General features: G+C 40.7%; 15 protein-coding genes and 2 other annotated features. Of the genes, 14 read left to right on the top strand and 1 reads right to left on the bottom strand.

Annotated features, from left to right (window positions below; all coding sequences use genetic code 11):
* Positions 1-58 precede the first annotated feature (58 nt).
* The 5 genes from ACTVAI_RS04850 (at position 59) to ACTVAI_RS04830 (ending at position 4,940) form a co-directional block, all read left to right on the top strand.
* On the top strand, positions 59-877 hold the full coding sequence (locus tag ACTVAI_RS04850; protein ID WP_443486038.1) for a MurR/RpiR family transcriptional regulator: 819 nt from the start codon (positions 59-61) through the stop codon (positions 875-877).
* A 21-nt stretch (positions 878-898) separates the two neighbouring features.
* Positions 899-2,020 carry an RtcB family protein gene (locus tag ACTVAI_RS04845; protein WP_443486037.1) on the top strand — a complete coding sequence of 374 codons (1,122 nt, stop codon included), beginning with the start codon at positions 899-901 and terminating at the stop codon, positions 2,018-2,020.
* A gap of 33 nt (positions 2,021-2,053) precedes the next feature.
* Positions 2,054-3,400 carry a magnesium transporter gene (gene mgtE / locus ACTVAI_RS04840; protein ID WP_443486036.1) on the top strand — a complete coding sequence of 449 codons (1,347 nt, stop codon included), beginning with the start codon at positions 2,054-2,056 and terminating at the stop codon, positions 3,398-3,400.
* A gap of 116 nt (positions 3,401-3,516) precedes the next feature.
* A complete protein-coding gene (locus ACTVAI_RS04835) occupies positions 3,517-4,209 on the top strand; it encodes a hypothetical protein (protein WP_443486035.1) in 693 nt (230 codons plus the stop codon).
* A gap of 32 nt (positions 4,210-4,241) precedes the next feature.
* Positions 4,242-4,940, top strand: a complete 699-nt coding sequence (locus ACTVAI_RS04830; RefSeq protein WP_443486034.1) for a hypothetical protein — start codon at positions 4,242-4,244, stop codon at positions 4,938-4,940.
* A gap of 48 nt (positions 4,941-4,988) precedes the next feature.
* Here the strand turns inward: ACTVAI_RS04830 and ACTVAI_RS04825 are convergent, their stop codons facing one another.
* Positions 4,989-5,474: an ECF transporter S component gene (locus ACTVAI_RS04825; RefSeq protein WP_443486033.1), complete on the bottom strand. Its 486-nt coding sequence runs from the start codon at positions 5,472-5,474 to the stop codon at positions 4,989-4,991.
* 94 nt (positions 5,475-5,568) lie between these two features.
* Between ACTVAI_RS04825 and ACTVAI_RS04820 the strand changes: the two genes are divergently transcribed.
* From ACTVAI_RS04820 to ACTVAI_RS04780, 9 genes are all read left to right on the top strand, one after another.
* The gene (locus tag ACTVAI_RS04820) at positions 5,569-6,318 is read left to right on the top strand and encodes a hypothetical protein (protein WP_443486032.1); all 750 of its coding nucleotides are present in this window, start codon (positions 5,569-5,571) and stop codon (positions 6,316-6,318) included.
* Positions 6,319-6,337: 19 nt separating this feature from the next.
* Complete coding sequence (locus ACTVAI_RS04815; protein WP_443486031.1) at positions 6,338-6,883, top strand: SOUL family heme-binding protein; 546 nt, start codon at positions 6,338-6,340, stop codon at positions 6,881-6,883.
* Between the two features lie 69 nt (positions 6,884-6,952).
* Complete coding sequence (locus ACTVAI_RS04810; protein WP_443486030.1) at positions 6,953-7,150, top strand: transposase; 198 nt, start codon at positions 6,953-6,955, stop codon at positions 7,148-7,150.
* 188 nt (positions 7,151-7,338) lie between these two features.
* Positions 7,339-8,196: a pyridoxamine kinase gene (locus ACTVAI_RS04805; RefSeq protein ID WP_443473903.1), complete on the top strand. Its 858-nt coding sequence runs from the start codon at positions 7,339-7,341 to the stop codon at positions 8,194-8,196.
* Positions 8,197-9,120: an AEC family transporter gene (locus ACTVAI_RS04800; RefSeq protein WP_443486029.1), complete on the top strand. Its 924-nt coding sequence runs from the start codon at positions 8,197-8,199 to the stop codon at positions 9,118-9,120.
* 47 nt (positions 9,121-9,167) lie between these two features.
* On the top strand, positions 9,168-10,079 hold the full coding sequence (locus tag ACTVAI_RS04795; protein WP_443486028.1) for a ketopantoate reductase family protein: 912 nt from the start codon (positions 9,168-9,170) through the stop codon (positions 10,077-10,079).
* A 14-nt stretch (positions 10,080-10,093) separates the two neighbouring features.
* On the top strand, positions 10,094-11,908 hold the full coding sequence (pepF, locus tag ACTVAI_RS04790) for an oligoendopeptidase F (protein WP_443486027.1): 1,815 nt from the start codon (positions 10,094-10,096) through the stop codon (positions 11,906-11,908).
* A gap of 79 nt (positions 11,909-11,987) precedes the next feature.
* Positions 11,988-12,216, top strand: a binding site (T-box leader).
* A gap of 151 nt (positions 12,217-12,367) precedes the next feature.
* A complete protein-coding gene (locus tag ACTVAI_RS04785; RefSeq protein ID WP_443486026.1) occupies positions 12,368-13,216 on the top strand; it encodes a transporter substrate-binding domain-containing protein in 849 nt (282 codons plus the stop codon).
* A gap of 12 nt (positions 13,217-13,228) precedes the next feature.
* Entirely contained in the window at positions 13,229-14,593 is a 1,365-nt protein-coding gene (locus ACTVAI_RS04780; protein ID WP_443486025.1) for a cyclic 2,3-diphosphoglycerate synthase, read from the top strand.
* 40 nt (positions 14,594-14,633) lie between these two features.
* Positions 14,634-14,858: a binding site (T-box leader), on the top strand.
* Positions 14,859-14,883: the final 25 nt, after the last annotated feature.

Below are 14,883 nucleotides of genomic sequence, written 5' to 3'. Positions count from 1 at the left end.
TTTGAAACCGCAAATGTTCATGTATAATACATTCATAAACATGAAAAGGAATGACATTATGGGACTCGCGCATCAAATCCAAGAAAAATACCATACATTGACGAAATCCGAAAAAAGGATTGCGGATTATTTACTTGCAATCAAGGGACAGGCTGTCTATCGAACGATGAAAGATATAACGGAAGAGGTAAAAGTCGGAGACGCTACCTTGATAAGATTTTGCCAAAAATTAGGCTACAGCGGTTTTTCCGACTTGAAAATTGCCATCGCCAAAAAAGAATTCACAAGCCAATACGACGATGACACCGATTACAAGTACTATGACCGCATTTTGGAAAATCAGGTGAAAGTCCTGGAATCAACGCGGAAATTGCTTGATTCCGATACACTTCTTCAAGCGGTTCAAGCTATTTCCAAAGCAAACTATATCTACATCATCGGCGTAGGTTCGAGTGGGCTGGCGGCTGCCGCTCTGGAACAAATGCTTTTGCGAGTGGGTGTACATGCAAATCAGACTTCTGATCCCCATTTCCAGGCTCAAGCGTTATCACTATTGGGGCCAAAAGATTTGGTTATTTGTTTCTCATTGAGTGGCAGGACCAAAGATATCCATGATTCACTACTGATTGCCAAAGAAAACCAAACACCGATTATTGCCATCACCAACTTTAAATCATCTCCAATTGCAGAACTTGGCGATATTGTCCTTCAAACGGCAAATGAGGAATTTTTTGACGGTGGGGCATTGGCAGGAAAAATATCACAAATGTATATTTCCGAGACGCTGGTTCGTGGTTATGAAATTAAGAATCAAATCAAAACCGTGGAATTGCGGGAAAAGGTCTTGCGTTCCATCATCGACAAAATACTGGATTAAGTTTTGAATGGAGGGCGAATCATGAACCAACCAGAAGAAATGCTTGTAAGCGGGAAGTACTCACAGGCGAAAGTATTCACCAAGAACATTGACGACGAGACGATTGGACAAATTCAACGACTGGTGGATCACCCTTATTCCGAAGGCAGTCAAATCCGGATTATGCCTGATACCCATATTGGAAAGGGAGCAGTCGTTGGGACCACTATGACGTTCACGGACAAAATTGTGCCCAATGTAGTAGGTGTGGATATCGGATGTGGGATGCTTGTTGCGGAATTAGGTGACATCGAACTGGGAAAGAATGATTTTAAAGCCTTGGATGACGTCATTAGAAAGGTTATTCCCAGTGGAACGGGTATCCGTCAGAAACCCCATTTTTTTCTTAATGAAGCAAATCTAGAAGCCTTGACAGTTAAGCTCTCTGACATAGATCGGGTCCAACGCTCCATTGGGACATTGGGCGGTGGGAATCACTTTATAGAAGTCAACCAAGATGAAAAGGGTTCCTATTATTTGGACATTCATTCCGGATCACGTTCGCTGGGACAAGAAGTTGCCAACTACCACCAGCAGCGTGCCGTTTCTTATTGGAATCAGAAAAAGCCAGATTTTGACATGGATTTTGCTTACCTCGAAAAGGATGAAATGAATACCTACTTGAATGATATGGCCATTGCACAGCATTACGCTCACCTAAACCGAAAAGCGATGATGCAGGAAATTACCACCGCCATGGATTGGGAGCCCGTCCGGACGTTTGATGTGGTGCATAATTACGTTGATATCGCCAATCGTATTATCCGCAAAGGAGCTATTTCCTCGCAAAACGGTGAAGAAGTGATTATCCCAATCAACATGCGCGATGGCAGTATTTTAGCTATTGGAAAAGGAAACCCAGATTGGAACTATTCTGCTCCTCATGGTGCAGGACGTTTACTGTCGCGCACACAAGCCCGTAAAATGCTAAAAATGAACGATTTCCAACAAGCAATGAAAGGCATTTATACGACTTCTGTTCGTAAAGCTACTTTGGATGAAATGCCAGATGCTTACAAACCGATGGCGGAAATTTTGGCGAAAACGGCAGCCACCGTCATGGTCAAGGCTATCTTGAAACCTGTCTACAACTTCAAGGCTTAATGGGACACAGGTACGAAGGGAAGAGTGAGCATAATGAGAACGCACGAAATTATTTTTCAAGCTGTTAAAAATAAAGACCGTAAAACATTCCGGAAATACTTTTTGAAGCTTCATATTCGAGACCAAGAGGAACTCTTCCATCTTCTTTTCCCCACAAACAAGCAAGAAATTGCGGCGTTCCTGAATCCGGATGAATTTGCAGATATACTTGAATGGATGACTCCACGCAACCAAAAGGAAGTGTATGCGGCTTTTTCTACGCGCGCAATTGCGGGCCTACTTATGCAGATGGAAAGTGACAATATCATCAAATTTTTGTCTTATTTAGAACCGGGACAAATCGATGAACTACTTTCCCTGGTCGATGCAACCGAACGTAAACATATAGAAGAAATGTTGGAGTTCGGACCAAAAACGGCTGGTTCCATCATGAACAAGAGTTACGTGGTTGCTTCACCGAACGAAACGGTAAAGCAAGTGGCAGAGCGCTTCCGGTCATCTGCCCAAAAAGTGGAGATGGTTTACTATGTCTATGTTTTGGACGGGAATGGGATTTTGCGTGGGGTAGTCTCTTTGCGCGACTTGATCATTGAACCTGAGGAGAGGCAATTGGCAGAAATTATGGTGAAAAATGTCGCGGCCGTCCACACGGACACCGCACAAGAGGCAGCTGGTAAATTACTGCAGGAATATGATTTAGTTGCCGTTCCTGTCTTGGATGCCACAGGTAAAATGGTGGGGATAATTACGGTCGACGATGTGATGGATGTCATGACGGAAGAGGTCATTGAAGATTTTGAAACATTTGCGGCCATCACGAGATCATCAAAGAAAGATTTTAACGAAGGAAAGGCATGGAAAATCGCCCGAGTAAGGATGCCGTGGATCATCATTCTGATATTTATGGGAATGTTTAGTGCGACCTTGATCAATTCCTTTGAAGAAACGCTCAATGAAGTTGTATTGTTGGCAGCTTTTATCCCGATTATCATGAACTCAGCCGGGAATGTCGGAACCCAATCTTTAGCAGTTTCAATCCGTAAACTATCCTCGGGCAGGAATCTGCTCAAAGGAGCATTTTGGAAAACAGTTGGACAAGAATTATTGGTCGGTCTGATACTTGGTTTGGGGGCAGGATCAGTCCTTGGGTTGATTGTGGCGATTTTCTATGGAAATATTGCACTAGCTATCATTATTGGAATCTCACTATTGTTGGCACTGGGTATATCAAACGTTGTCGGTGTTCTTATTCCGGTGTTAATCGATAAATTCAGAATTGATCCAGCCATTGCATCAGGCCCGTTCATAACGACCATCAATGATGCAATAGGCTTGTTAATTTATTTTTCCATTGCAACGCAGTTTTTGACTGTTTTATAAAAAGACTTTTCTATTCGTTGGAATACGTACACGAATGAATTCTTTTATTTGGTTGTATTGCTCAAAATGGGTTATTATTAACATAGAGATAAGAGATTTCATGCGAGGGGAAAGCCATGAAAAGTGAACGGAAGTGGGGAAAAAGGAAAAAAATTATTCTTATTATTGTTCTCGTCACCTTGCTTGTTTCGATATTTTATACCGTTTATATGTTTATTCAAGCCCCTACCGTGGTTGGGGTAGAAAATGACGGTGAACGTGTAAAGAGTGACTATTTTCTGTTGAGTTTGCAGTGCGGGGTCGCTTCTATATTGGTGTTTTTGCCAAGAAAGATTGAAAATAGATTCCAAGTGCAAATTCCAAATATCATTCAAATCATGTATCTAATCTTCTTGTTTTTATCTATTTTTTTAGGTGAGGTCAGTAATTTTTATTATCGTGTACCGATTTGGGACAGGATTCTCCATTTTTTCAGTGCGGGAATGCTCGGCACCATTGGATTTTTTTTGGTTGATATTTGGACTGGCATGGATAAGAAACACGTTCAGATAAGTCCTGGAATCGTTTCGTTTTTTTCTTTTTGCTTCGCTATGACTGCTAGTACAATATGGGAAATATATGAATATACCTCAGATGGTATCCTCAAAACCAATATGCAAAAATATATTTCGTATGAACATGAAGTGTTGGCCGGAAGGAACGTATTATTTGACACAATGGGTGACCTCTTGGTGAATACACTGGGGGCCTTGATGGTCGTTTTGATTGGTTATTTCTACTTACACCGCAACCTTAAAAACTCAAAATAGCAATAACATCAAACAGAAAAGGAAGATGAACCATGAAAACTGATAAAAAATCGGATAAAGGGAAAAACGTCCTCCTCACTATTGTTCTTATCTTCCTCATCGCCTCAACTTTTTATGCCATTTACATGTTTTTTCAGGCGCCAAGTGGTTCTTCTGAACATGAAGGCGTTCGCATGAAGAGCGATTACGTGGTGATGGCTCTCCAGAGTATAATCGGAGGGGTGATGATATTTCTGCCCATCAAACTTCAGGACAAATTTGATATTTACATCCCTAATATTATTGAAATTATTTATATCATCTTTTTGTTTGCGGCCATTTACTTAGGGGAAATCCAGAATTTCTATTATATTTTCCCATTTTGGGATACACTTCTGCATTTTCTCAGTGCCGGTATGCTAGGCGCTACTGGGTTTTTATTAGTCAATCTATTGACCGGGATTGAGAAATTAAATTTACGTTTGAGTCCCAGTTTTGTTTCGTTTTTTGCTTTTTGTTTTGCGGTGATGGTTGGTGCGATTTGGGAAATTATTGAATTTCTGGGTGATGGTATTATGGACGGTAATATGCAAAAATATAAAACCTATGAGGGTACCGTATTGTTGGGCCGTGTCGCTTTAAAGGATACAATGCAAGATTTGATTGTGGATTCGCTTGGGTCCTTGTTCATCGTTTTGCTTGGGTATTTTTACTTGAAACGTAAGAGTAAGAGCAAGACCAATCTGACTTGAATAAGTTAAAAAAATCGTTTCCCGCTCATGTAGAGGGGAAACGATTTTTTATCTTTTAGAAAAGATAGGGTCGAGAATCTTGAATAGGATAAGGGCGATTACAGCCCCCACGATTCCTTGGAGGATATTCATTAAAACAGCTGCCACTGCCGCCGCTGTTCCATAGAGGAGCCAGTCAGTAAAGAAGTAGCCTGTCGCCATCCAAAGGGCAGGAATGAAGACTGCTAAAATGGTATTACCTGTTTTTTTATAAATAACACCAGCGAAAAAGCCTTCCAATCCCTTTACTAGAAAGGTAAAAGGCATATACATGGCATAGCCGGCAATCATGTCAGCTAAAGCCGATCCAATCGCTCCGACCCAAAATCCGGCAGCTGGGCCCATTATAAGTGCCGCTAATAATAAAACCGCATCCCCTATATTTAAATATCCTTGTGCATTTGGGATTGGTATCCGAAATAAAAGTGTCATGACGGTTGTTAAAGAAGCAAACATTGCAAACATGACCATTTGATGCGTATTGTTTCTTTTCATCCGAACCCTCCTTTTTTAACACATTATACCTTATTGATGGATAATGGCTAGTAATACTTTTATAATTAATGTGAGTGAATTAGGAGGGATAACGATGGATAAAACGTTCAAATCGTTGTTATTGGCGAGTGCTTTTCTGACCTTGGTGGCGTGTGGTGGTAATGACACTGGTACTAATGGGGAGTCCACTGTGAGCGAAAGTAGCCAAATGGAATCCGAAGTATCCAGTATTGTTGAAAGTGAAAGTAGCTCAGAAAGCAGTGAAATGGCATCTTCCTCTCAACCTGTTGGAGCTGGAGAATTCGGACCACTGTTGACACAATTTTCTGAAAGTATTAGAGGAGATAAATATTTTATCGCCTATGATGTTCATGTAGAAGATAGCGTTGAACCGGACCCGTCAGATTATCAAACTAAAGTAGCAGTGGACAATGATAAGGCAGCATTTATTACAGTTACTGATAATGTGACCTCCCATACCATCATGAAAGACGGCAATTTATATATGATAGATGAAGTGGCCAAACAAATCATGGTCTCGAAACTTGGCATCATGGTAGAGGAAGAAGAAAATTGGAATCCTATCGACTTGGAAGATACCGAATTTTTGGAATCCGGTCGAGAAGGGAATCTGGACTTTGAAACTTATCGCATGGACGACCAACTATTTACCTACTATTTTTCCGGGTCGGAATTGAAGAAAATGGTTTTTGATGACGGCATTTCCTTGACGACCATGGAGGTTACCGGAATTTCGAATAATCCACCAGCGGAAATGTTTGAATTGCCGGAAGGCTATAAGGAAATAGGTATGGAAGATTTCGGAAGCGAATCCGAAGAATAGAAAATGGATTATCTAGGGGATGGGAAAAATGTCCAAATATGAACGTCCGGAGTACGAGGTAGTAATGTCGGAAGAACCGTTTGAACTGAGGAAGTATAAGGATTTTTATATCGTGGAATACGATAACCAGAATGATCCGGACATCAATAGCGGCTTCGGCACCTTGTTTCGCTATATATCAAAAGGAAACAAGCAGCAAAAGAAAATCAGCATGACCGTCCCGGTGATTCAAGAACTGGCGGGCGAGCAGATGAAGATGGCATTTGTGGTCCCGAAAGAGCATTGGGAGAATATACCCGAGCCCACCAGTCCATGGCTGTCCGTCAAGAAATTTGATAGCGGACTCTTCGCCGTCATCCAGTACGGTGGGACCTCGAATGATAGCAAGGAGCAAGAAATGAACAAGAAACTTGCCCAATGGCTGGATGCCAAACACTACAAGCCAGTATCCAACTATATGGTGGCCACTTTCAATGCCCCGTTCACATTGCCGCTGTTGCGCCACAATGAAATCATGGTCCGCATAGCCAATGCCTCATCAGAAGACGCCACCTCATTAAGATAAACGGATTTAGAAAAATGGCAGAACGAGAATTCCAACGGCTTCCTGCGCCGAGACGCTCTGCCCAAGGACATGGATTCCAAGCAGCATGTAAAAGAAAACCTTGAAAGCAATCGGGGTAAAGAAATCTACGCACAACGAAAAACTGACGTAGAAACCAATTTCGGTCGTATGAGAGGTGTACTTGACATGCGAAGCGCCCATGTCAGAGGCAAGCAAGCCGTTCATAATGATACTTATGAGCATGAATCTTACAAAAATAGCCCTTGAGGCTAGGAGAAAAGCGGAATCTTTTTACCAAAATCCAGTCCAAAATAAAAATCGCAATGAAACAATCACAATTTTGATTATTTCATTACGATTTTTTTATTTGAGATGGTACAGATAATATTCGCCCATGGGTGACTTTCTTTTGGTACAATAATTAAGAAATTTAAAAAAAGGAGGCGGATGCTGCTATGCACCAACCACGCATTTTAGTAATTCAGGATATATCCGCCAGCTGCCGGATTTCAGCCAATGTTGCTGTGCCCGTTTTAAGCTGTTTGAATAACGCTGTAAATATACTGCCGACTGCCTTATTAAGTACTCACACGGGTGTCGGTTTTTCAGGTTTTACTTATTTGGATTTAACCCAGGAAATAAAGAAAATTCTAAATCATTGGCAATCGTTGGGAATCAAATACGATGGTGTTTTGATAGGTTACCTCGGTTCAAAAGAACAAATCGATTTGGTAAAACGCATTATTCATGATTTTATGAAACCGCAAGGTATTGCGATTTTAGATCCGGTGATGGGGGATCACGGTTTTTTGTATACCGGATTTGACAGTGCGTATGTTGCAGAAATGCGTGAGTTATGTCAGGAAGTATCTGTGATTATCCCTAATATGACGGAAGCAAGTTTATTGTTGGATAAGCCTTATAAAAAAGGCCCCTTCACGCAAACTTTCATCGAAGAAACGTTGGCTGAATTGACCGGATTAAACAATCAAACAGCCATCTTAACCGGGGTTCGTTACGATGAGGAAGTTTTGGGAGCGGCTAGCTATCATGCGATTTCCAAAAAATATGCTTATAGTTTTGATACGTGGCACCCAGGTCATTTTGATGGAACGGGGGATTTGTTTTCCAGTACAGTAGCAGGATTATTATTCCAGCAAAAACCATTGGAAGAGGCAATTGAACTGGCAGTTAAATATGTGAATCGTGTCATCGAGCGTACCATCACCAGTGGAGTGGACCCTAAATTTGGGGTTCAATTTGAAACGGATCTACCATTTCTGATGCACCACGTTCACGAAGGGAGCAATTAAGTGAATCCTCTTATTGTTATTGAACAATTGCTTTTATTGATGCTCATCATGTTACTGGGTTACATCGTTGCGAGAATGAAACTGCTGGATGAGCACGCAGAAATGAATTTTGCAACGTTCATCAATTATGTATCGGTTCCAGCTTTGATACTCTCATCCGCAGATGGAGCCGGAATTACGGGGTCCAAAATGGATAGTATCTGGGTCTTGGTGGTTTCTAGTGCTTCATATGCGTTCTTTGCTTTCTTGGCTCTGGGCTTACCGAAACTTTTCCGAGCAAAACCGGATGAAGTAGGGGTACTGCAATTCGTTACCGTTTTTGCGAATAACGGCTTTATGGGTCTGCCCGTCGTTCAAGCAATTTTTGGATCGGGTGGGTTATTTTATGCAGCGATTTTTAATATTCCCAATAACATTTTGGTGTATTCCTTGGGTGTTTATTTTATCTCCAAGGGGAAAAGAACGCATGCGATTGATTTGAGGAAATTATTGTTAAATCCAGCTATTTTATCAGCCATCTTGGCACTCTTAATATTTTTATTTGAAATTCCCGTGCCTTCCTTGATTATGAAAACGGCCGCGAGCCTGGGAAATATTACGTCGCCGCTGGCCATGTTTATCATCGGGATGTCGATGGTACGCATTGATATCTGGTCTGCAATGAAGGACCTACGTCTGTATCTTTTTTCAATTTTAAGAATGCTAGTCATACCTGCTCTTATGTGGTTTGTATTACGTAATGTGATATCAAATACTGTTATACTGGGTGTTTTAATCATTATCGCCGGCATGCCGGGACCCGCTATGGCTGTTACATTATCGACTTTGTACGGTGGTAACACGTCTTTGGCGACGCGTTATATTTTTATATCAACGTTTTTATCCGTACTGACAATTCCTTTATTGAGTCTTTTATTTGGCTAGCACTATGATAAAATGGAAAGATATCTTACAACAGAAGGAGGAATCTTATGATAAAGAATGTCGCTATTATAGGTTTGGGAGCACTTGGTATTATGTATGCCGATCATTTCACTGAGAAAATTGGAATGGAGAATGTTCGGGTTGTTGTGAACAAGGAAAGAAAAGAACGCTATGAAAAAGCTGGCATTTTTTCGAATGGTAAGCGTTGTGACTTCAATTACGTTGACGAAGCGTTAGAAGGAGAACCTGCTGACCTGGTCATTTTTGCAGTCAAAGGTTCCAGTCTGGAAAGTGGAATTGAAACCGCACGCAACCAAGTAGGTTCCAACACCATTTTGATTTCTGTCTTGAATGGGATTGCCAGTGAAGAAGAATTAGCGAAGGCTTTTGGTAACGACAAGATTATTCACTGTGTGGCGCAAAGTATGGATGCCGTCCGTGAAGGGAATGAACTTCGTTATAAACTTATGGGTGAATTACGCATTGGGGCTGATAGTCCAGAAAAACAAGCCCGCTTGGATGCTTTGACAGCATTTTTTGATCAAACAGCCTTTCCCTACACTGTTGAAGCAGATATTAAATACCGCATCTGGAAAAAATTTATGCTGAATGTGGGAGTGAACCAGGTTTTGATGGTCACTGAAGGAACTTACGGGACTGTAAAAAAAGACGGACCAGAACGTGACTTAATGATTGCGGCTATGAAGGAAGTCCTTCCTGTTGCCCAAGCAGAAGGTGTTCAACTTACCGAACAGGATTTAAAAGATAACTTGGCACTGATTGATCCTTTATCCTCTAACAACATGCCATCCATGCGTCAGGACGGATTGGCTAGACGTTATTCGGAGGTCGATCTTTTTGCCGGAACTGTATTGGAAAAAGGTGCACGCCATCATATTGAAACACCGACAAACCGTTATCTATACGATAAAGTTAAAGAAATAGAAGCCACTTACTAGAAGGAGATTATCACATGGAGAAACAAGAACTTAAGCACCGCTCAGAAGTACCTGTAGAATTAACTTGGGATTTGGATGTCTTATTTGCATCCCGCGAAGAATACGATACAGCTTTGAAAACAATGCAAGCAGATGTCGCTACCTTTGCGGAAACATATGCAGGTAAATTGGCTGATGAATCCACAATCATTGAATCGATTCAAGCTTATGAAGCCATCATGACGCAAATTTCTGTTTTATATCACTACGCTTCACTACCGGCAGCAACTGATTTAACCAATGCGGACAACACGCAGATTTCACGCCAATTTGACAATGTGATGGCAGATGTTTCGGCAGCCCTGTCGTTCTACGATTCTGAATTGACACAAGTTGAAGAGGTGACTTTGGATGCCGTTGCAATGAAAGAACCACGTTATGCCTCTTTCGTTCGTCATACAAAAGCAAATAAACATATCCAATTAAACCCAGAAGTTGAAAAAGCGTTGGCACAACTTTCTGCGACCTTATCCGCACCGGAAGGCATCTACGACCAAGCGAAACTGGCAGATATGGACTTCGGTACATTTACTGTTGATGGAGAAGAATACCCATTGAGTTTTGTTTTGTATGAAGATTTTTACATGTATCATACTGATACAAAGATTCGTCGTGCCGCATTCGATGCTTTCTCAAAAGTTTTGAAAAAATATGAGAATGTCATCGCCCAAACGTATTATACAAAACTACAAACGGAAAAAACGTTGGCCACGATGCGTGGATTCGATTCGATTTTTGATTATCTTTTATATGATCAAGAAGTGGATCAATCTTTGTATAACCGCCAAATCGACGTTATTATGTCCGATTTAGCACCGGTTATGCGCAAGTATATTACGCATTTGAAAGAAGTCCAAGGTCTGGATAAAGTAACTTATGCTGATTTGAAAATTGATTTGGACCCTGAATACTCACCGAAAGTGACAATTGAAGATTCTAAAAAAATGGTTGAAGAATCCATTTCCGTATTAGGTAAAGAATATACAGAAATGATTATGAGAGCTTATCCAGAACGCTGGGTTGATTTTGCCCAAAACACCGGTAAATCAACGGGTGGTTTCTGTACAACTGTTTCTGCGAATAAAGCACATCCATATATTTTGATGTCATGGACAAACCATTTAAGTAATGTCTACACCTTGATTCATGAATTTGGTCATGCTGGACAAGGTATCATGGCCTCTGAAAATAACGCGGTAGTAGGGGATAGTCCTTCTCTATACTTGATCGAAGGTCCGTCCACTTTCAACGAATTATTACTGACAGATTCCTTGACCCGTAATACCGATGATGCGCGGATGGAACGTTTTGCTTTGACAAAAATGATGTCTGATACATACTTCCATAACTTTGTGACGCACTTGTTGGAAGCAGCCTATCAACGTGAAGTATATAAATTAATTGACGCCGGTATGGGCTTCGATGCACAAAAATTAAGTGAGTTGAAACGCAGTGTACTGGAACAATTCTGGGGAGATGCTGTTGAGATAAATGCTGGAGCAGAACTAACTTGGATGCGCCAACCGCATTATTATATGGGATTATATCCATACACTTACTCAGCGGGTCTAACAATTGCAACACAGGCATTCTTGAAGGTTAAAGAAGAAGGCCAACCAGCAGTTGACCGTTGGTTGGAATTTTTGAAAACAGGGGACACCTATATTCCCGTTGATGCTGCAGCAATTGCTGGAGTAGATATCACAACAGATAAACCATTGAAAGATACAATAGCTTACCTGGACCGTTCGGTGAATCGTATGATTGAATTGACCAAAGAAATAAAATAATTTAAAAAAATAAAAAAATAATGTTGACAATCTCATTTGAATCTAATAATATACATTCAACACCAAAAACTTAATAAAGAAAAAATCAATGATAAAGAGAGTAAATTGGATTGTTTTATTTCAGCGAGTCAGGGTAGAGTGGAAGCCTGTCAATAAAAAACCAATTGAAACGCACTTTATCGATGAAGAGGTGAACCTAAGTAGCTTCTTCCGCAGATCATGCGTTATTACAATGAGGTGGATATGCCATGAGCATGTCAACTAGAGTGGTACCGCGGATTCAACCAATATATGAACCCGTCTCTTGCAAATAGCAGGGGACGGTTTTTTTGTGCATATAATTTCTGACAAAGGGGAAATGAACCATGATGATGAAGCGACGAAGTAGCTTATTGAAGTAATTAATAATTTTATCGAGAAAATAAAAAACACACAAACATACCCCAGGAGGAAATAAAAATGAAAAAGAATTTAATTAAAGGTTTTGTAGGAATTATGAGTGTAGCAATTTTAGCGGCATGTGGAGCAGATACAGCAGAAACGAGCGAGAGTTCGCAAGCATCAAGCGCTACAGGCGATAAAATTGCCCAAATTCAAGAAGCTGGCGTTCTTCACATGGTAACTTCAGCTGACTGGCCGCCATACGAGTGGCACTTGATTGAAGGCGGAACAGATACAATCGTTGGTTTCGATGTTGATATCGCAGAATATATTGCTGATGAACTTGGCGTAGAATTAAAGATTACGGACATGGACTTTGATGGCCTGATTCCAGCGGTATCAACCGGAAAAGCTGATATCATTATGGCGGGTATGAACCCTACACCTGAAAGATCAGAAAGTGTTGATTTCTCAGATATCTACATCGAAGAAACGGATGTCGTTTTAATCAAGGCAGAAGACGCTGAAAAATATTCAACGCTTGAAGGTATTGAAGATATGAAATGGGCGACTCAAAAAGCAACAGTCCAAGAAGATTTCATCAAAGAAACATATCCTGATAATTACTTACAATCAGTTGGTCAATGGGGAACAGCGATTCTATCTTTGAAAACTGGAAAAGTAGATGGCATTTTGATGGTCGATGCAGTTGCTGAACAATATGTGAAACAAAATCCAGACTTGGCAATCGCAACAGCACCAATCGAAAGTACACCTAATGCTTCTGCAATTGCCGTTCAAAAAGGAAATGAAGAGTTAGTCGAAAAAATCAATGAAATCCTTACAGAACTTGAAGAGTCCGGTAAAAAAGAAGAATTTTACAATGAAAATACAAAATTGATGGAAGAGAAAGTATCTGCTGAATAGGGGGAAAATAGCATGTCTAAAAAAAATATTATCATAATCGGTGCAGCTGGTCGTGATTTCCATAACTTCAATACTTACTATCGTGGTAATGAAAACTACAATGTGGTAGCTTTTACAGCAACGCAAATCCCGGATATCGACGGGCGTCAATACCCAGCTGAACTTGCGGGTGAATTATATCCAGCCGGAATTCCAATTTATTCACAAGAACAATTACCACAGTTGATTAAAGCGTTGCAAGTTGAAGAGTGTGTTTTCTCTTATAGCGATGTCCATTATGAAACCGTAATGGGCGTTGGGGCTATAGTAAATGCTGCTGGTGCAGATTTCTCGTTACTTGGACCGACTAAAACACAACTAAAAAGTAATAAACCGGTTATCTCTGTAACTGCGGTACGTACTGGAGCAGGGAAGAGTCAAACTTCCCGTAAAGTAATCGAAACACTGATGAACAAAGGCTTGAACGTGATTGCGATTCGTCATCCGATGCCTTATGGAGACCTTAACGCACAACGTGTGCAACGTTTTGCATCGGTTGATGATTTACAAAAACATCATTGTACCATTGAAGAAATGGAAGAGTATGAGCCACACGTAGCACGTGGAAATGTTATTTACGCAGGAGTAGATTATGCTGATATTCTGGCTGCTGCGGAAAAGGATCCAAATGGCTGTGATGTTATTTTGTGGGATGGTGGAAATAATGACTTTTCATTCTATGAGCCTGATTTAAGCATTACAGTTTTAGACCCACATCGTCCTGGACATGAATTAAAATATTATCCGGGTGAGATTGCTTTACGTACTGCTGATGTTGCCATCATCAACAAAGTGGATAGTGCCACCCAAGATGCCATCGCAACCGTAGAGCACAACGTTCAAGCCGTTAATCCGACGGCAACAATCATTAAAGCTGATTCGACTATAACAGTTGAAAATCCAGATTTAATCAAAGGTAAAAAAGTACTGGTAGTGGAAGATGGTCCAACCTTAACGCACGGTGAAATGTTAATCGGTGCAGGATCAGTCGCAGCAGAACGTTATGGTGCAGCTGAAATCGTTGACCCACATCCATTTGCGGTTGGTAAAATTGTTGAGACTTTTGAAAAATATCCACATGTTAAAAATATCCTGCCAGCAATGGGCTATGGTGATGAGCAGTTAAAAGACTTGGAAACAACAATCAACAATACTGATTGTGATGCGGTTATTATCGGTACGCCAATCGATTTATCACGTATTATCTCCATCAACAAACCTTGTACGCGTGTCCATTACGATTTGGAAGAAGTAACAACACCAGATTTGGATGCTATTTTGGAAGATTTCATTGTGGCTCATAAGCTAAATGGAAATAAAGTATTGACAAATAATTAAAACATAAATAGAATACTCAAGTAATACAAAATTAAATATCAAAAAATCAATGATAAAGAGAGTAAATGAGTTTTTTTCTAAAAGCGAGTGGGGGAATGGTGTGAGCCTCATAGAAAAATCTGGTTGAAGCGCACTTTATCGATGAAGAGGTGAACCTTGAGTAGCTTCTTCCGCAGAACAAGCGTTATGTCAATGAGGTGGGTATTCCAAGTGTATACCAACTAGAGTGGTACCGCGGATTAAAAAACTTTGACCCGTCTCTTGCAAATGCAAGGGACGGTTTTTTTATA

This window comes from Jeotgalibaca sp. A127 (assembly GCF_052266745.1).
Lineage (GTDB): Bacteria > Bacillota > Bacilli > Lactobacillales > Aerococcaceae > Jeotgalibaca.
This window is presented reverse-complemented; position numbering and strand designations above follow the sequence as displayed.